General features: G+C 59.9%; 13 protein-coding genes and 1 riboswitch. Of the genes, 5 read left to right on the top strand and 8 right to left on the bottom strand.

What is annotated here, in order from left to right; all coding sequences use genetic code 11:
* The 5 genes from AC3B8H_RS08980 to AC3B8H_RS08960 form a co-directional block, all read left to right on the top strand.
* A partial coding sequence (locus tag AC3B8H_RS08980; protein ID WP_488441252.1) for a hypothetical protein occupies window positions 1–312 on the top strand: 312 nt, incomplete at its 5' end.
* 66 nt (window positions 313–378) lie between these two features.
* The gene (locus AC3B8H_RS08975) at window positions 379–1,011 is read left to right on the top strand and encodes a glycoside hydrolase family 19 protein (protein WP_488441251.1); all 633 of its coding nucleotides are present in this window, start codon (window positions 379–381) and stop codon (window positions 1,009–1,011) included.
* An 873-nt stretch (window positions 1,012–1,884) separates the two neighbouring features.
* Window positions 1,885–3,108 carry a hypothetical protein gene (locus AC3B8H_RS08970; RefSeq protein ID WP_488441250.1) on the top strand — a complete coding sequence of 408 codons (1,224 nt, stop codon included), beginning with the start codon at window positions 1,885–1,887 and terminating at the stop codon, window positions 3,106–3,108.
* Window positions 3,092–4,465 carry a lipase family protein gene (locus AC3B8H_RS08965; protein WP_488441249.1) on the top strand — a complete coding sequence of 458 codons (1,374 nt, stop codon included), beginning with the start codon at window positions 3,092–3,094 and terminating at the stop codon, window positions 4,463–4,465. The genes AC3B8H_RS08970 and AC3B8H_RS08965 overlap by 17 nt, the downstream gene beginning before the upstream one ends.
* Window positions 4,466–4,902: 437 nt before the next feature.
* Window positions 4,903–6,492, top strand: coding sequence for a hypothetical protein (locus tag AC3B8H_RS08960; protein ID WP_488441248.1), 1,590 nt, complete (start codon window positions 4,903–4,905; stop codon window positions 6,490–6,492).
* Between the two features lie 251 nt (window positions 6,493–6,743).
* On the opposite strand, the gene AC3B8H_RS08955 is transcribed toward AC3B8H_RS08960, so the two are convergent.
* The 8 genes from AC3B8H_RS08955 to AC3B8H_RS08920 form a co-directional block, all read right to left on the bottom strand.
* On the bottom strand, window positions 6,744–8,045 hold the full coding sequence (locus tag AC3B8H_RS08955; RefSeq protein WP_488441247.1) for a porin: 1,302 nt from the start codon (window positions 8,043–8,045) through the stop codon (window positions 6,744–6,746).
* Between the two features lie 122 nt (window positions 8,046–8,167).
* Entirely contained in the window at window positions 8,168–9,976 is a 1,809-nt protein-coding gene (gene atzF / locus AC3B8H_RS08950; RefSeq protein WP_488441246.1) for an allophanate hydrolase, read from the bottom strand.
* Window positions 9,973–13,581, bottom strand: coding sequence for an urea carboxylase (gene uca, locus AC3B8H_RS08945; protein WP_488441245.1), 3,609 nt, complete (start codon window positions 13,579–13,581; stop codon window positions 9,973–9,975). The genes atzF and uca overlap by 4 nt, the downstream gene beginning before the upstream one ends.
* 69 nt (window positions 13,582–13,650) lie before the next feature.
* Window positions 13,651–14,289 (bottom strand): urea amidolyase associated protein UAAP2, encoded by a 639-nt coding sequence (locus tag AC3B8H_RS08940; protein ID WP_140914033.1) that lies wholly within the window; start codon window positions 14,287–14,289, stop codon window positions 13,651–13,653.
* A gap of 24 nt (window positions 14,290–14,313) precedes the next feature.
* Window positions 14,314–15,045, bottom strand: a complete 732-nt coding sequence (locus AC3B8H_RS08935) for an urea amidolyase associated protein UAAP1 (RefSeq protein ID WP_488441244.1) — start codon at window positions 15,043–15,045, stop codon at window positions 14,314–14,316.
* A gap of 18 nt (window positions 15,046–15,063) precedes the next feature.
* A complete protein-coding gene (locus AC3B8H_RS08930; protein WP_488441243.1) occupies window positions 15,064–15,903 on the bottom strand; it encodes an ABC transporter ATP-binding protein in 840 nt (279 codons plus the stop codon).
* Window positions 15,904–15,908: 5 nt separating this feature from the next.
* A complete protein-coding gene (locus tag AC3B8H_RS08925; RefSeq protein ID WP_488441242.1) occupies window positions 15,909–16,718 on the bottom strand; it encodes an ABC transporter permease in 810 nt (269 codons plus the stop codon).
* Between the two features lie 15 nt (window positions 16,719–16,733).
* The gene (locus AC3B8H_RS08920) at window positions 16,734–17,729 is read right to left on the bottom strand and encodes an ABC transporter substrate-binding protein (RefSeq protein ID WP_488441241.1); all 996 of its coding nucleotides are present in this window, start codon (window positions 17,727–17,729) and stop codon (window positions 16,734–16,736) included.
* Between the two features lie 63 nt (window positions 17,730–17,792).
* A riboswitch (guanidine-I (ykkC/yxkD leader) is annotated at window positions 17,793–17,893 on the bottom strand.
* Between the last annotated feature and the right edge of the window lie 280 nt (window positions 17,894–18,173).

Here is an 18,173-nt window from a genome sequence, read left to right as displayed (position 1 = left end):
GTCGGCAACGACTATTTCAGCATCCAGCAAAAAGTCGTGGATTTGCCGGATACGGACCGATACCAGACCTGCAAAAACGGGAGCGAGCCGGACTTTTGCGCGGCAGCCAATAATCGGCCGTTACGTTGGATCGGCGACCTGCTGCGTTACGTCACGCCGGTGTATTTCGAGAACTTCATTACCTACGTCGTCGAAGTCTATCCGCTGATAGCGCTGCTGATGCTTGCGGTGTTGTGGGCGATGCAGAAAGCTCGCAAACATTTGGTCAATCAGCTCGACAAAATCTGCCGACAAATGACGGACCTGCTGTAGCGCTAAACTCGCGCTGTCGGGCCAAGCGCCCGACGGTTATCGATCACCGCAACCCGAGGTAGCAAAATGATAGACGCCACGTTAATTAAATCCGCTCTCCCCCAATGCAAAGCCCCCGATACCTGGGCGGCGGCGTTGAACCCGGCGATGGAGCAATTTCAAATCAACAATCCCGGCCGGATTGCTTGCTTTCTGGCGCAAACCGGCCACGAATCCGGCCAGTTCAACCGCTTGACCGAAGGCCTGTACTACAAGACCGCCGCCCGGCTGGTCGCTGTATGGCCCAAGCGCTTTCCGACCGAAGCCGTCGCCGCGCCCTATGTGGCCAACGAGGAAAAACTGGCCAATTACATTTACGCCAACCGGATCGGCAACGGCCCGGAAAGCTCCGGCGACGGCTACCGGTTTCGCGGCCGGGGCTTGATTCAAATCACCGGCCGCAGCAATTACGCCGATGTCGGCAAAGCCTTGGGCGTGGATTTGATCGCTCAGCCGGAATTGTTGATCGAACCGAAATGGGCGGCATTGAGCGCGGCCTACTTTTGGTTCGGTCACGGTTTGAATGCATTGGCCGACGACCAAACCGACGACAACGATGTCGAGGACTTCACCGCGATTACCAAGAAGATCAACGGCGGCACTGCCGGTTTGCAGGATCGACTGGCCTTGTATCGGACTATCAAACCCTTGGTGAAATAGGCGGAAAAGCGTATCGCGCCCGGCTTGCCAACTTGGCGATTCAGGCTGTTTGGTACCTGCGACTGCAAATCCTGGTCGGAATCGCAGCCATACGCCGTTGGACTGAGCGAAACCGAAGTCCGCTTCGACTTCGCTCAGCGAACGGTTGGTGAGGTTGAATCCCGGCTTTCGCCCAGTCTCGGTCAGCCTTTGTTACATCGGTCACTGGGTAGGACCGGCATTTACCATGACCGGGGGCGTTCGTCCGGCGGAGGACAGGCTTTCATCGGCGCCGCTAATGCGCCTCCCACGGGGGATTGAAGCGTCAAATCCCTGGCAACGCATGTTCCAATCGAAACTGTGTGGGGTCGGCTTCAGTTCCGTTCCGGCTGGAATTTCGAAAGAGTGTCGGCAGAGCGCACCCAAAGCACGCTTTCGAGAACCAAGGCCTAAAGAGAACGCCTTTAAGGCTTGCATCGGAGTGCAAACCTCGGTTTGCAACTCCAGTTTGCCGGAGAAGCGCACGCTTTGCGGCGCTTATAGCGGGTGTGATCAAAGATTTCCGACGCGGGAATTGCGGCAAATCAGTCTCGGCAGCATGCGCCCTAGGCAACAGCCAGCCCAGGAGAGCGCGTGTAACGCTTGCACCGGAGTACAAACCTCGGTTTGCAACTCCAGGTTGGCGGTGGAACTTCCCGATGAGCGGCGACGCTATCTGGCGCACCAATTTAAATGTGAGCCGCCTAACAGTTTTGGATATTGCTTCTATACTCGATCCGCGCGGAATCGAGACGCGGTACGGCGCAATGATGAATAGCGCCGCACTGGAACGGACCCGGCAACGGCCTGACCGGTTGCCGAAATAAAAATGACTCACGCCAATGAGGACAAACCATGGATCACTCAAACACCCATACTTCGCGACTGCTGCCCTGGCTGCTGGCCGTATCCACCGGCCTGATCGGCGGCTGCGCCGATGCGCCGAAAGCGCCGCTGGCCACACTGGGCCAACTGCCGGCCATCGAAAAAATTCGGGACAAGCTGGACGCGTTAAAGCTGGCGATCCCGAAACCCGCCGCCCCAATCGACGCCTCCCGTTTCGTCGGCTGCATGGCGCCGTTGACCTCGCGCCTCGAACCCGGAATGGCCAAACTATTGGGCGAACTTAACGGCAAAAGCGACGATATTAAAGCCAACCTCGACACACTAAACGGTTTGGAAGACCACAATCTGTTCAGCAACCATCCGCTGATTGCCGATCTGCTGGTCAAGCTGACGACCTCCGTGCATCTGGAAGGCCCGTCCGATCTGGCCGACAAAATCAAAGCCGATCTGGCCGAACGTCGCAAACACTTTAAACAGCGCGTCAACGACGAAAAGGAATTTCTGAAAACCGACACTCAACAAGCCCTAAAACTCGAAGAAGACTATCTCAAGGCCTATTTTAAAAAAGGCGGCGCGCAACTGGTTTCGCGGCTGGTTCAAGACCCGGCCGAGCAATCCGAATTACAGCAGCAAGCGGCCTCGCTGTTAAAACTGAAAGCCGACGATCCGCGCGTGGATAAGGTGTTGGACCTGGTCAACAAGCAACTCGCCAAATCGACCGGCAAACTGGCGCAAAAAAGCCCCGGCTTCGTCGGCCGCGACGGCACCCAATACGGCTTTCCCGGCATCGTCGAATCCGGCAGCCACGTCAGCATCGACCACAGCCAAATCGCCGCAGACACGCTACGCATCGTCCTGGAAGCCATCCGCGACCATTACGCCCCGCTGCCGGTGCTACCGAATACTACCGCCTCTACCAGCTTGAAAGATTACGTCGTCGAATTCGGCAAACCGCTGCATTGGGTATACGACCGCCGCGATGGTCACTTTGCCGAAGTGACCATCGACGAAGCCGGCTTCCAAGAGATCGAGGCCCATGCCCGCAAGGCCGAAGCCAGCGTGGCCGGCGCGGTCGGCAAGGCGATTCGCGGTGGCTCCTGGGGCGCGCTGAACAACGAAGCCGTCGCCAAGTTGGTCGAAACCGCCGCCGGAGTCGTCGCCCGCCACGTCACCGAACGCGCCCAATGGTGCGTAAAAGCACAAGCCGGAGAAGCCCATGCCTCGACGCCATAACTCGTTCGCCGCCCGCCGTTTGGGCTGGGCCCTGATTCCCCTCATCATCACAGGATGCGCCACCATGCCGACCGATCATTCGCTAGACGCCTATCAAACACTCAGAGACAGCGGTTTGCCGCCGGTCCGGCCGGCCTGGGGCGGCTTCGACGCCGGCGAGGCCGCCTCGTTGCTGGAATTGTGCATCGAACTGAACAACCAGGACGACCGCAACAACCCCAAGCTGAACACCGACCCGCAATACCAAGCCAAGCCGACCGGGTGGCAACTGGCCTACGACAGCCGCCATCCCGGCAATACCGAATGGAACAAGGTCTGGCCCTGGGACGGCAAAGCCGACGACGACGCCAATCCCAACAACATCAAGACCAACGGTCTTAAGCCGCTGAACAACGCCTGGTTGCTGGCGCAATCGACCAGCGATCCCGGCCATGTCGCCATCGCGATACGCGGCACCGTCGGCGAGTGGACCAGCATCCTGGCCGACGCCTACGCCACCACGACGCCTGCCTTCGCCGGCATCGAGTATCCCAAGAATACGCCGCTGCCGATCGCCTTCGCCGCCACGCCGAACGCCGAAGTGCACCTGGGCTTCGGCTACGCGGCGTTTTCATTGCTGTTCCATCCCGAACGCGGCATCCTGACGCAATTGGAGCAACAGCAGAAGCGGCAGCCTATCACTCGCATCTCGATCACCGGCCATAGCCAGGGCGCGGCGGTCGCGACCTTGATCCACGCCTTTCTGTACTACGCCAGCGTCGATCCGCGCAATCCCTACCAATTGCCGTTCGCCGCCAAACCGGCCCTGAAATCCTATCTGTTCGCCCAGCCCAAGCCGGGCAATCTGCAGTTTGCCCAGGATTTCTCCCGTATCGCCAACGAAACAGCTTTTGTCGTCAACAACGATAGAGACCCGGTACCGCAGGTGCCGCTGAGCCTGGAAACGGTTTCCGAAGTCGTCAAATACGTCGAGGAAGACAATAGCGACGTCGCGGTCGGCGGCGTGCTGGACGACATCGCCGAGGCCATCACCAACGCCAAAAACGGCGTGCGCGGCTCGATCGCCGAGATTTTTACCGGTCACGTCGCCGACAAGTTCGAGGACACCGGCATCGCCGCGTCGGTCGCACGCTATTTCGGCAATCCGCCGGTCAAACTGCCGGACGGCAAGGCCGTCTCGTTGAACTACACGCTGGCCGGCCAATTGGTCCCGGTATTCGGGTTAACCAAGGGCGGCGATTGCTACACGATAGGCGACCGCCCGGACATGCTGCTGCAACACCACGCCACCAGCTACCGCAAATTGATCGCGATGCAGTTGCTGGGCAATGCCGACCATTGCGCAGGCGGGCACTGAGGCCAGTATTGCCAACAGCGCGGTAACGCAAAGTGGCAGCGGCTTTAGCCGCGATTGAAGGCACCTCCCGGCACGGACAACGCAAACACCGCTCGCCACCGGCTTTTTATGCCTTGCGCACGGCCAATCTCCACACCCATTCCCTCGCCCCCCGGGCGAGGGAATGGGCTTAATGCCGCTAAATTAAGCCGTTCGCTGACATAAAGGCCGTTCGCTGACGTAAAAGCCGTTCGCTGAGCGGAGTCGAAGCGAAATGACGGGCTTCGACTCCGCTCAGCCAGCGAGTTGGAGTGGCTTGGCTTGGCTTGGCTTGGCTTGGCTTGGCTTGGCAAAAATTCTTGACTTAACGGTATTGGGGATGATGTGAGGCGATCTAAAAAAACCGAAATTCGAAGTGCAATGACTTTCACCCAGCGTTAAAATACGGAGTTCCAACCATGTCCGACACCGCCAAAGCCCTGCAACAAGCCGTCGCCCCCGCCGCCCATCCGATCATCTATGTGCGCGGTTACGCGATGTCCGAATCCGAGCGCGACGAAACCACCGCCGATCCGTTTTGCGGCTTCAATGCCGGCTCGACCGTGGTCCGCGCCGGCATCGGCGATAAGGACACCAAGGCCCGGAAATTCATCTTCGAATCGCCGGTGGTGCGCTTGATTTCGGATTTTGGTTACGCCGACGTCTACGACGATGGCCTGGACATCATGGACCGGGACTGGCCGAAACACAAAACCATCCCCTACCGCTCGGTGGTGGTGTACCGCTACTACGATGACGGTTCCAGCCTGTTGGGTAGCGGCAAATCCTCGCCGATCGAGACCTATGCCGAGGGCTTGGGCGAATTGATTCAGCGCGTCCGCGAACTGGCGCGCGACGACGCCGGCCAGCCGATCGCGGATGCCGACTTCAAATGCTATCTGGTCGCCCACTCGATGGGCGGCTTGGTGTGTCGGGCCTTCTTGCAACATCCGGCGTTGGGCGACGCCCAAACCCGCGCCTGGGTGGACAAAGTCTTCACCTACGCCACCCCGCACAACGGCATCGAACTGGCCGGCGTCAACGTGCCCGACTGGCTGAAAACAGCGGATATGAACAACTTCAGTCGGCCGCGCATGGCCGAATATCTGAATCTCGACAAGGACAGCGAATATCTGGCGCAGGAACGCGTCGATCTGCTCCGGCATTTTCCGCCGGAACGGTTTTTCTGCATGGTCGGCAGCAACCGCGCCGATTACAACGTCGCCGCCGGCCTGTCGCGAATGTTTTCCGGCCACGGCAGCGACGGTCTGGTCAAAGTCGCCAACGCCGTGTTGACCGGCCAGGACAGCGCCGGCCAAAGCCTGCCCTGCCCCAAGGCCTACACCTACCGCTCCCATTCCGGCTATTTCGGCATCGTCAATTCCGAGGAAGCCTTTCAAAACCTCACCCGCTTTTTGTTCGGCCACCTGAAAGTCGATATTTGGTTCGACGTTGCCAGCGTCACGCTGCCGGAATCCTTGCAAGCCCAGGCGGATAAAGTCGAAGCCGACTACTACTTTGAATTGCAAGCCGCGCCGCGCAAAATGCGCGGCCTGTTGACCCGCCGCACCGCCGAGGAAGATTCAGCGGCGATTCGCGGCCACGGCGAAATCGTCAGGCAAAAAAAACGTAGCGTCTATCTGTCCAGCGTGTTTCTGGCCAACTGGGCCAAGGTTGATCAAACCGACAACACGTTGACCTACGCCGTCACGCTGGGCATCGGCGTGCAGGAATACCTGGTGGACGGCTGGCTGTTCGACTCCCACGTCGAAGGCGCCCGCCTGTTCAGCGACACCGCGATCATCGCCATCACCCCCGGCCAACAAGTCGCATGGCACTGGAGCCAAGCCAAATCCAAACCGACCGACGTGCGCCCAATCACCCAGGCCGAACACGCAGCCGTCGAGGCCGGCGGCTCGCTTACCGTCGAAATCCCGATCCCCACCGTCGCCAAAAAAGCGCCGGGCATTACCGGGAAATTAAGGTTTGTGGTTTCTGGGTGGCGATGAGGGTCGGGTTGCGCCCCGTTCGCGTCATTCATCATAGCCAGCTAACGAGGTCTGCTGCACTTCTAAAAGCAGACATTCGGGATTTCTCCTGTGAAAACATATCCAATTCATGTTTTTGCCATCCAATATTTTGGCATCAACCGTTCAGGGCAAATTGCTTGATTAAATCTCGCCGTTTGAACTGGCGGGTGATCCGCCAGCTGTGTGGAATGTAATTTTTTGTTTGGCTGCATCAACTAAAGCCAAAAAGCTTAAAAGGTCACCACCACGTCGGCACCGAAAATAAACTGGCTGTCCTTGTTACGCTCGTCGTAAGCATCGACGCCTTCCGACCAGTCGTAGCGCGCTTCCGGCCGCAGCATCAGCCATTTGGCCGGCTTCCAGTTCACGCCCAGCGTCGCGGCATAATAATTGGCCGGCCCGGTGGCCAGCACCGCGCAACTTGGGCACATTTGGCCGACCCGAACGCCGTCGTCGTCGCGAAACCACTCGCCGCGAACGCCTACACCCACCGTATCGGTGACGTCGTATTTCAATTGCGAATGGATACCGTACCATTCGGCATCCGCAAAATTGTTCAACGGATGCTGTTGCTCGATGCCGTGGTCGTGCTGCAGCACGTAGTGCCAACGTTCGGCGAAGTTGTGCTGGAAGACCAGGCTGTAAAAGGTGCGATTGTCGCGCTTGTTGATGCCGGTCTGGCGCTGGAATTCGCGCAGATTGTTGTCGCTGTTGACGTCACCGGTAATCAGCGTCGCCGTGAACGAAGTCGCCGCGTCGTCGCTGGTCCAGGTGGCGCCGCCCAGGAAATTCCAGTTCTCCATATTTTTGTCAAAGCCGTCCCAGGCGCCGTTGCCGTCCAGCACGCCGTTGAGCTTGGTGTGGCCGCCGGTCACCGCGCCCAAGGTCACGCTCAGATTTTGGTGGACCGGATAGGTAGTGGTCATACCGAAATGGGTAAACGGTTCGCCATATTGGAAGGTATACGGATGGGTGTAGAAAAAATTGTCCGGCGACAATCCGGTCTCGTAACCCATGATCGTATAAAACCGGCCGATGCGCGTGGTCAAACCCTTGCCAATCGGCGTGAAGATGTCCAGATAAGCATTCGGGATCGCCAGTTTGTAGAAGCGCTCGTCGGAACCGATCAAGCGACTGTCCCAATGCCCGCCGCCGTAGGGGTTGATGGTGTTAAAGCGGGCATCGCTGCCGTACATCAGGGTCAGCTTGCCGCCGATGTCCCAATGGTCGCCGGCGGTATCGACATCTCGAATCAACTCGCCGCCGAGTTGATGCAGATTGAATTCGTTGGCCCGGTCGGCAAACACCACGGTACCGTTGTAGCCGTCGCCAGGATCGTTGGCGTTGTAAACGATACCGGCGTCGGCCCAACTGTGGACGCGCAAGCCGGCGGCTTTCATCCAAGGCAAGTCGTTGATCAGCGACAAGCCGTTCAATAAGCCGGCGCGTTCTTCAGCGGGAAGCGGCGACATCGCCATCAATAGCGGTGCGGCATACAGCCATTCGCGAGTTCGGGAAGCAGGGGTTGGCATGAGTATTCTCCTGTCGGTCAATGAGTCAGCAAACTTTTTTCGGGCGCAAACGCCCCCGCAAGCCGGAAAATCCGGCTTGAATGGTTAGGGTTGAGGAATATTTAATGGCTAAAACCGGCGGTTTAGTCGGGACGGGTGAGATAAGCGCGCCAGCCGCCGAAGCCGGTGATGTCCAGTGCCTCGCGCACCGCGGCCGCCTCGCAAACAAAGCCCTGCACGCTGGAACCATCCTGCAATTGCACCCGGCCTATGCCCAGTGGCGCCGGGATTTCGGCGACGAATTCGCCGTATCGGTGAATTGGCAAAGCCCAGACCTCGACGGCGATGGCCGCGCCGGTGTCGTCGCGCACCATGCCGGGCCGCTTGCCGTCCGGCAATGCGTACAGCCGGTAAGTGGGTGCGGATTGGGTGCGTTGCAGCAAGACCCCGCCGCGGCAGGTCAACAAATGGTTCAGCGGCAGGCCGGATAGATGCGCGCCGCACACCGCGACCCGAACAAAGCCGCTCGCGTCGTCGTTGTCCGCTGCGGGAAATTCGGTGCTTAAGGTTTCGGAGACACCCAATTTATGCGGAGCCAACTGTTCGCGCCGTTTCGCCAACGCCAGCAAAGCTCGGTCGGCAAAGGCCGGCGCGCACAGCGTGATACCGAACGGCAGGCCATTGCCGCGAAACCCGGCCGGCAGTGCAATGGCGCTGAGGTCGAGCAGATTCATGAAATTGGTGTAATAGCCCAGCCGGCTGTTCAATTCGACCGGATTGGTTTCGACGGCGGCAATCGGGTAAATCGTGCCGGTGGTCGGCGTGACCAACACATCGACCTGTCGCCAGATTGCATCGCTTTGCCGCTTCAAGTCCTGTAAGCGGTAAAACGCACGCCAGGCATCGGCGGCCGACAAGTCCGACGCTTTGGCCAAAATGTCCCTGGTAACCGGAAATAAAGCCTCGGCGTTGGATTGCAGGAGGTCACCGGCCACCAGATAACGCTCGGCCAGCCACGGCCCGGCGTAAAGCAAGTCGGCGGCATCCAGCAAGGGCTGAATGTCCACTTCGATCAGGTTGCCGCCCTGTACCTGCAATTGCGCGATGGCCTCGGCAAACAAGGCTTCCGCCGCTTCGTCGCCGAAGAATTGCAATTGCTCCGGCTTCGGCACGCCGCAGCGAAAGCCGCCGGCAAAGCCGGGCGGCACCGGCAAGGGCTGGTCTGGGCGGTTGTAAGCGTCCGCAGCGTCGTACACATTGGCGACTTGTAGCACCCGCTCGGCGTCGGCGGCCGTCAACGCAAACACCGAGACGCAATCCAAACTACGACAAGCCGGCACCACGCCGGACGTGCTTAACAAGCCCCGCGTCGGTTTGACACCAACCAAGTTATTGAAGGCCGCCGGCACCCGACCGGACCCGGCTGTGTCAGTGCCCAAGGCAAAACTGGCCAGACCGCTCGCCACCGCGACTGCCGAGCCCGAACTGGAACCACCGGCGATGTATTCTGGATCGAAACTGTTTTGGCATACCCCGTAGGGCGAGCGGGTACCGACCAAGCCGGTCGCGAATTGGTCCAGATTGGTTTTGCCCAGCGGAATCGCACCGGCGGCTATCAATTGCCGCACCACGAACGCCGATTGCTCGGGCTGGTAGGCATAGGCCGGGCAAGCCGCCGTCGTGGGTAAATCGACCAGATCGATATTGTCCTTGATCGCAAACGGAATGCCGTACAAGGGCAACTCGTCCGGCGATTGGTCCGCCAATGCCTCGGCATAAGCCTGCAGCCGTTCGAGCGGCACGCGGCTGATCCAGACCCCGCGCTGCGGTGCCGATTCCAATCGCTGCCACAGCATGCTTACCAGCGCCGTCGGCGTGAGCATACCGTCGCGGTAGGCGTGGCTCAGACCAGCGATGCTCATGACTTCCGGTAATTCGCGCCAGGTTGTCATGCCTCCTCCCCGGCCTGCAACACCAGCAAGTCCTGGCCGGCGCTGATTTGTCCGCCTTCGGCGCAAAACACTTGCCAGACCATGCCGTCTTCCGGCGCCGCGACCGGAAACTCCATTTTCATCGATTCGACCACCACCAAGGCATCGCCTTGCTTGACGCTATCGCCGGGCTTGACCAGTACTTGCCAGACGTTGCCGGCGATATGGCTGGCCACGGCCCGGGCACCGGCCGGCAAGTCCAGCTCGGTATCGATAGCCGCCGCCGCGACGGCCTGATCGTCGGCGTAAACCTGGCCGGCTTGCGCCCAGCGTTCGCGTTCGGCATCAAAGGCCGCCTGTTGACGGTTTTTACATGCGGCAATCTCGCCGGCGTGTTCGCGCAGGAAGTCGTTGTAGCGGCGCAAACTGAAGGTTTCCTCGCGGATATCCAGTTTGAGCTTGCCGCTGATCACATCCTGTCGGTAGCGCAGCAATTCCTCGGCGGATACCGGATAGAAGCGGATTTGGTCGAAAAAGCGCAGCAGCCACGGCTTGCCGTCGCGAAAATCGGCGGTTTGCCGGTAGCGGTTCCACATCGGCACGGTGCGACCGATGAACTGGTAGCCACCCGGGCCTTCCATGCCGTACACGCACAGATAAGCACCGCCGATACCGACCGCATTCTCCGGGGTCCAGGTCCGGGCCGGGTTGTATTTGGTCGTCACCAGCCGGTGACGCGGATCGATCGGCGTCGCCACCGGCGCGCCCAGATAGACGTCGCCCAAGCCCATCACCAGATAACTGGCGTTGAACAGGATGTCCTTGACTTGGTCGATACTGTCCAGCCCGTTAATGCGACGGATGAACTCGATATTGCTCGGGCACCACGGCGCATCCTTGCGCACCGACTGCATGTATTTTTCGATCGCCAGTTGCGTGGATGGGTCGTCCCAGGACAGCGGCAGGTGGACGATGCGGGTCGGCACTTCCATGTCTTCGATGGCCGGCAGTTCCGCTTCGGCTTGCGCCAGAATCCGCAGCAGTTCGTCCAGCGGCAGGCAGCGGTCGTAATGCACTTGCAAGGAGCGGATGCCCGGCGTCAGATCGACGATGCCGGCGATGCGGCGTTGTTGCAGCCAGGTCATCAAGGCATGCACCCGAAAGCGCAGATTAAGGTCCAATACCAAGGGACCGTACTCGATCAGCAGATTGCGGTCGCCGGCCTGGCGATAGGTTACCCCCACCCGGTCTTGGCCGGCCGGAAGCTGGGCGAGGATGCAGCTTTCCGCGAAATCGGGTGGTGCCGGCAGTTCCGGTAACGCGGCATGAGCCGGGTCGGCCAAGGCCTGCTCGACCTGGGCGTCCAGTTTCGCCGCTTGCGCGCGATTCAAGCGGATAAAACGCACGCTATTGCCGGGCTTCAATTGGCCCAATTTCCACAATTCGGCCGCGACCACGGTAGCCGGGCAGACAAAACCGCCCAAACTCGGGCCGTCCGGACCGAGAATGACCGGCATGTCGCCGGTAAAATCCACCGCGCCGATCGCATAGGCGTTGTCGTGGATGTTGGACGGATGCAACCCGGCTTCGCCGCCGTCGCTACGGGCCCAGCGCGGCTTTGGGCCGATCAAGCGGATGCCGGTGCGGTTGGAGTTGTAATGCACCTCCCAATCGGTCGCGAAAAATTCGGCAATGTCCTCGTCGGTAAAAAAGTCCGGCGCGCCGTGCGGCCCGTACAGCACGCCGATTTGCCAGTGTTCGGCGTAACGGGGCAGCGCGCCAGGATTCGGCGCAACTTCCTCTGCCATAGCGGTTTCCGCCGCAACCGGCAACACGTCGCCGACTCGCAGCACCCGGCCGCCGTGGCCGCCGAACTGGCCCAGCGTGAAGGTGGCTCGGCTGCCCAGGTATTCCGGCACGTCGAAGCCGCCTTGTATCGCCAGATAACTACGGCAGCCCTGGCCGGCGATAGCGCCCAGTTTCAACACGTCGCCGGCCGCCACCGCAATCGCCTGCCAGTAGGGTATGGCTTGACCGTTCAACTCGGCTTGCATCGCCGCGCCGGTTAACACGATGCGGGTGGCAAAATTGAAGCGCAGGCTGGGGCCGTTGATGGCCATTTCCAGCCCGGCCGCATCCTCCGGGTTACCCAAAATTCGGTTCGCCAAGCGAAAGGCCAGCATATCCATCGGCCCGGACGGTGGCACGCCGACGTCCCAATAACCCAAGCGCCCCGGATAATCCTGAATCATGCTTTGGGTGCCTGCTTCCAGCACGTCCAAAGTGCGAGGCTGGTAGCTCAGGCCGGCCAGGTAGGCGGTGATCTGCCGGCCGCTGCGAAACACGTCGTCGGCGACGATCTGGCGCAAATAGGCCAGATTGGTTTCGATGCCGTACAAGCGGGTGTCGGCCAAAGCGCTATCCATTTGCGCCAAGGCCTGTTCGCGGTCGGCGGCGTGGACGATGACTTTGGCCAGCAAGGGATCGTAATAAGGCGTGACTTCCAGGCCGTTCTCCAGCCAATGATCGACCCTGACCGCCTCGGGAAACCGGCAATCGGTCAGCAAGCCGGATGAAGGCTGGAAATTTTTGTTCGGGTCTTCGGCGTACACCCTGACTTGCATAGCCCAGCCTTGTGGCGCATGCCGGTATTGATCCAGAAATGCCCGGTCGCCGGCCGCCAACCGCAACATCCAGGCCACCAGATCGGTGCCGGTGACTTGCTCGGTCACGCCGTGTTCGACCTGCAAACGGGTGTTGACTTCCAAAAAATAAAATTCGCTGCTGTCCTGGTCGTAAACAAATTCGACCGTGCCGGCGGAGCGGTAATTCACCGCCTCGGCCAGCGCCAAGGCATGTCGGTAAAGTGCCGCGCGGGTCGCGTCGCTGAGGCCCGGCGCCGGGGTTTCTTCTATCACTTTCTGGTTACGACGCTGGACCGAACAATCGCGCTCGCCCAAATGGATCACCCGCCCGGCGCCGTCGCCGAAAATCTGTACCTCGATATGACGGGCGCGCTCGATGAATTTTTCCAGATAAAGGCCGCTGTCCTTGAAATTGGCCGCGCTCAAGCGCTGCACCACCGTAAACGCCTCGTACAGCTCGGACTCGGTGCGGCACAAGCGCATGCCGATACCGCCGCCGCCGGCGGTACTTTTCAACATCAACGGGTAGCCGATCGCGCTCGCCGCTGCCACGGCCTGATCGATGTCCGCCAGCAAGCCGGTGCCCGGCAGTAAGGGCACGCCGCAGGTTTTGGCGATCTCGCGGGCGGTGTGCTTCAAACCAAAGCGCCGCAATTGTTCCGGCGTCGGGCCGACGAACACGATGCCGGCGGCCGCGCATTGCTCGGCAAATTCGGCGTTTTCGCTCAGGAAGCCGTAGCCGGGATGAATGGCCTCGGCGCCGGTAGCCAATGCCGCTGCCAAAATCCGCTCGCCGCGCAAATAGCTGTCGGCCGCCGCTGCGCCGCCGACGCACACCGCTTCGTCGGCTTCCCGGACGTGGCGGGCGTGGGCGTCGGCTTCGGAATACACCGCAACGCTGGCGACGCCCAATTCTTTTAAGGTCCGCATGATGCGGCAGGCGATTTCGCCGCGATTGGCGATCAAAACCTTGTTAAACATGAATCCTCGTTTGGCGGGCCGTCCCGCCTTGACATACCGGCGCCGGGTCGTCCCGGTGCGGATGAAAAATCAATCCCAGATCAGCAGCCGCACCGGCGTCGGGTTGTAGGCGTTACAGGGGTTGTTCAACTGCGGGCAATTGGAAATCAGCGCGATCACGTCCATCTCCGCCCGCATTTCCACATACTTGCCCGGCGCGGAAATGCCGTCGGCAAAGGTCAATTGGCCATCGGGCGTGACCGGCACGTTCATGAAAAAATTGATATTGCTGGCGATGTCGCGCTTGGCCAGGCCGCAGTCGGCATGGCCGATGGCCAATAGAAAGCTGTCGCGGCAGCTGTGCATGTGCTTCTTATCCAGGGCATAGCGCACCGTGTTGCTCTCGGCGGCACAGGCGCCGCCCAAGGTATCGTGGCGGCCGCAGGTGTCGGCGACGATGGTCAATAAAACGTTGCCCTCGCCGGAGATCAGCCGGGTGCCGGCGCTCAGGTACAGATTGCCTTGCCGGCGGATGGTGTCGCTGGCGCTGTAGCGTTCTTCATGGTCGGCCGCGCTGTAAAACAAGGTGTCGACGGCTTGGTTGCCTTCCAGATCCAGGATGCGAAAGGTCTGGCCTTGCTTGATGGTATGCAGCCACGGTTCGCCGGCCGGCAGGGTGTAATCGTATATGGCGCTGCTCGGATCGAGGGTGCTTTCGACGATGGGCATAGGGTATTCCTCGTAAAATCGGTGTTACAGGTAATAACGTTCGGTATTGATAAAGCCGCGGCCGTTTTCCGGGCGGAAATTGCGGCACTTGTCGTCTTGATCCGGCAAAGCGCCGCGATAGGCCTCCAGCAACACCGGTTTGGGCTGGTAGTGCGGATTGGGGTCCAACGGGTGCGGACAGGTACTAAGCAACACCAGCGTGTCCATTTCAAAGCGCAGCTCCACTTGGCTGCCTGGGGCGGAATGGCCCACCTGAAACTGCAGATTGCCGTCGGCGCCGACCGCAACCTTGCTGAAGAAGTTGAGGTTGGCGACCAGATCGCGTTTGCCCAAGCCCCATTTTTCCAATTCGATCAGCAGGCTGTCGCGGCCGTTGCGGTACATCGCGTTGCGATGGCTTTGATAGCTGGCGGTTCCGTATTTGGCCAGCACGTGCGCGGCATCGGACACCCCGCATACGGTGTCGTGCCAGCCCAAGGTGTCGCCGGTAATCGAGCACAACACCCGGCCCATGTCCGAATAACAGACAAAGCCTTCAGTCAGATGAAAGGTATGCTGGGCCTTTAGGGTGTCGGCCATGTTGTAGCGTTCGCTGCGTTCGTCGTAGTTGATAAACAAGGCCGCCAGATTGGCGCCGCCTTCGCTGTCGGTCAGCCGCAGGCGGTTGCCGCGCCGCATCCGGAACGAGGTATGGGCGCCGGCCGGCAGGTTTTCGCTCCATAGCAGGTCGGTGGTATTGATCGAGGCTAAGCTCATCGTGGTCTCCTGAATCGGTTAGGGCGCCGGGCTTTGGCCCAGACGCTCGAGTAGTTCGTAATCGGTGTGCATGCCGGAAGTCTCGCGAATGCCGGCCAGAATTTGTTTTTTTAAGGCAATGAAGTCCGGATTCTGCTTCATGTCCTGGTCGCGGTGATCCGGCAGCGGTACCGTACGCACCGCGGCGATGCGTCCCGGCCGGGGCGCCATCAACACCACCCGGTGCGCCAGATAAATCGCTTCTTCGACGTCGTGGGTGACGAATAGCACCGTGGTTTTTTCCAGGATGGAAACGTGCAAGATCAGATCGTGCATCACCTCGCGGGTCTGGGCGTCCAGCGCACCGAACGGTTCGTCCATCAACAGGATGCGCGGCCGTGCCATCAAAGCCCGGGCAATCGCGACCCGCTGCTGCATACCGCCGGACAGCTGATTGGGGTAGGCGCCGGCCACGTGGCTTAGGCCCATCAAGCGGATCAAGGCGTCGGCCCGGCCTTCGGCGGATTCGACATCGCTCAGCGTCGACACGTCGCGGTGCACCTTCAGTTGCCGGCAAAACCTGATGTTCTCGGTGACGGTGAGCCACGGATACAGGCTGTAATGCTGGAATACCATGGCCCGGTCGATACCGGGACCGGCGATTGCCGCGCCGTCGACGCTGACGCTGCCGCCGCTGGCCGGCTCCAGGCCGGCAACGATGCGCAGCAAGGTCGATTTGCCGCAGCCGGAGGCGCCGACCAGCGTGACGAACTCGCCGGGAGCGATGTCGAGATCGGCATTTTGCAGCGCGACGATGTCCGCGCCGTTCGCGGCAAAGCGTTTTTGCAATTGGCGGATTTGGATGATGGGAGTGGTCATCGGCGCTATCTCCGGTACAGCCAAGGGAAGCTGCGGCGATGCGCCCAGCGGAAGCATTGGTCGGTCGCCAGTCCAAACAGGCCGATCAGAATGATGCCGGCGAAGATTTTGTCGGTTTGCAGAAAACGTTGCGCCTTCAACACCGCAAAGCCCAGCCCTGAATTGGCCGCGACCAGTTCAGCCACCACCAGGTAGGTCCAGGCCCAGCCCATCGTCACCCGCAAGGTATCCAGGATCGCCGGCTTGGCCGACGGCATGATCACCCGCATCACGATTTCGTCGCGGTCGGCGCCCATGGTTTGCGCCGCTTCGATTTGCTCCATCGGCACCCGGCGCACGTCCTCGGCGATCATCAGCAGCATCTGGAAAAAAGTACCGATGAAAATGATCGCGATCTTAGCGCCTTCGTCGATACCGACCCACAGCATCACCAGCGGAATGAAGGCCGCCGCCGGCATGTAGCGGATGAAATCGGTCAGGGGTTCGAACAAGGCCTTGACCGGCGCATAAGTGCCGACCAGGACGCCCAGAGGCAAGGCCAGTACCGCCGACAATAAAAATCCGGCCACCACCCGGTAAACGCTGATCGCCACGTCACCGAGCAAATCGCCGTCGTGCAGCCATTCCCAGGCGCTGTTCAGCACTAGTGGCGGGGTCGGCAAAAACACCGGGTCTATCGCGCCGCCGGTCGAGGCCAGCCACCAAGCCAGCAGCGCCAGCAGCAAGCCGCTGCAGGCGATCAGCCAATGGATACGCCGATCCAAGCTGCCGCGTATCGCCCACAGCGGTCGGCGCGGATTCGAATTGTCAGTCATAGTCGCCACCTTGAGCTAATGAGCAGCAAGCGCTTCGGTCACCAACGAGGCGTCAAAGCCGGCGGCTAAATCGGGCACGGATTCGATCAGGCGATTGTCTTTCAGAAAGCTGGCGATGGTCGGACCGACCGCGGCCAGCGAGGCTGGTTCGCTGGCCGCGGCCATGGCTATGAGATTGTCTTCGAGGGTAAAGAAACGGGTGCCCGGCAGAAACACTTTGTAGGCGTCCGGTTTCATGCCGACCACCTTGGCCATGATGGCAACGGCCTGGTCGGGTTGTTCGCGGATAAAGCGCTGTGTGTCTTGCCAGGCTTTAATCATGCCGACCAATTCGGCGCGGTGGGTTTCGATGGCTTTGACTCGAGCGACCAGCAAATCGGGGATCAGGCCGGGCATGTCTTTGGATGTGAACAGCGCCGTTCCCTTGCCGCTGGCCTGAATATTGTTGACCCAGGGATTCCACACCACCGTCGCATCGACCCGGCCGCTCAGGAATGCCGCGGCCGCGTCGCCGGCCGACAGATTCACGGTTTTGACGTCGTCGAAACTCAAGCCGTTTTTGCTCAGCGCGGTGGCGAGCACGAAATGGGAAATCGAATACTGCTCCAGGGCGATGGTTTTGCCTTTCAGGTCGGCAAAGCTTTTGATGGCGGGATTGACCATCAAGGCGTCGTTGCCGTCGGAATTGTCATTGACCAGAATCGCTTTGACCGGCACGTTCTTACTGAGTGGCGCCATGGTGTCGGACCAGGTCTGGCAATTAGCGTCCAACTGGCCGGCCGACAAGGCCGAGATCGAGTCGGTGTAATTGGCAAACCACACTAATTTGACCTTGGCCCCGTATTTTTTGAAATAGCCGTTTTTCTCGGCGACGTACCACGCCACCCAGCCGGGCCAATCGCTGACGCCGACCTTTATCTCGGCGGAAGCTGGCTTGGACAAGGAAAACAACGCCGCAGCGAGGACGAGCGCAATAAATCGGGAGAGGCTGTGGGAGAAAACAGAGGTCATGAGTAGCTCCAGTCGGGTTGAAAAAGCTACACGTAGAGGCGGATCGGTTTGCTAAACCGTCTGACCTCCCGGGCTTTTATCCCGCCGTGTAGCTCCCCGAAAGAAGCCGGTAACTCTCGGTCGCTGACGTTCAATATCGAACCGGAACCCTAGTCACCATTTTAATAAGGCGCTTTTGTGATCGCGCCTCACGTGTACTTAAATTACAAGCAATCAACGCGCCTGTTTTAATTCCTATGTTAAATCAATAGTATATAGATATTGGATGATAGCAAAGTTCTATATTTTGCTTACTAGTGGTGCAATTTAAGGGGAATGCTGTTCTTAATTGGTGCGCAAAATTCTAACTAGCTTAATACTTCTAAACCTTAGTTGGCTCGAGAAATATCCCCTTTTGAACTAGGACCGGACCTCCAAAAATGTCATATTTCCCTTTGGTGGATG

Source organism: Methylomonas sp. BG-2 (genome assembly GCF_057766305.1).
This window is presented reverse-complemented; position numbering and strand designations above follow the sequence as displayed.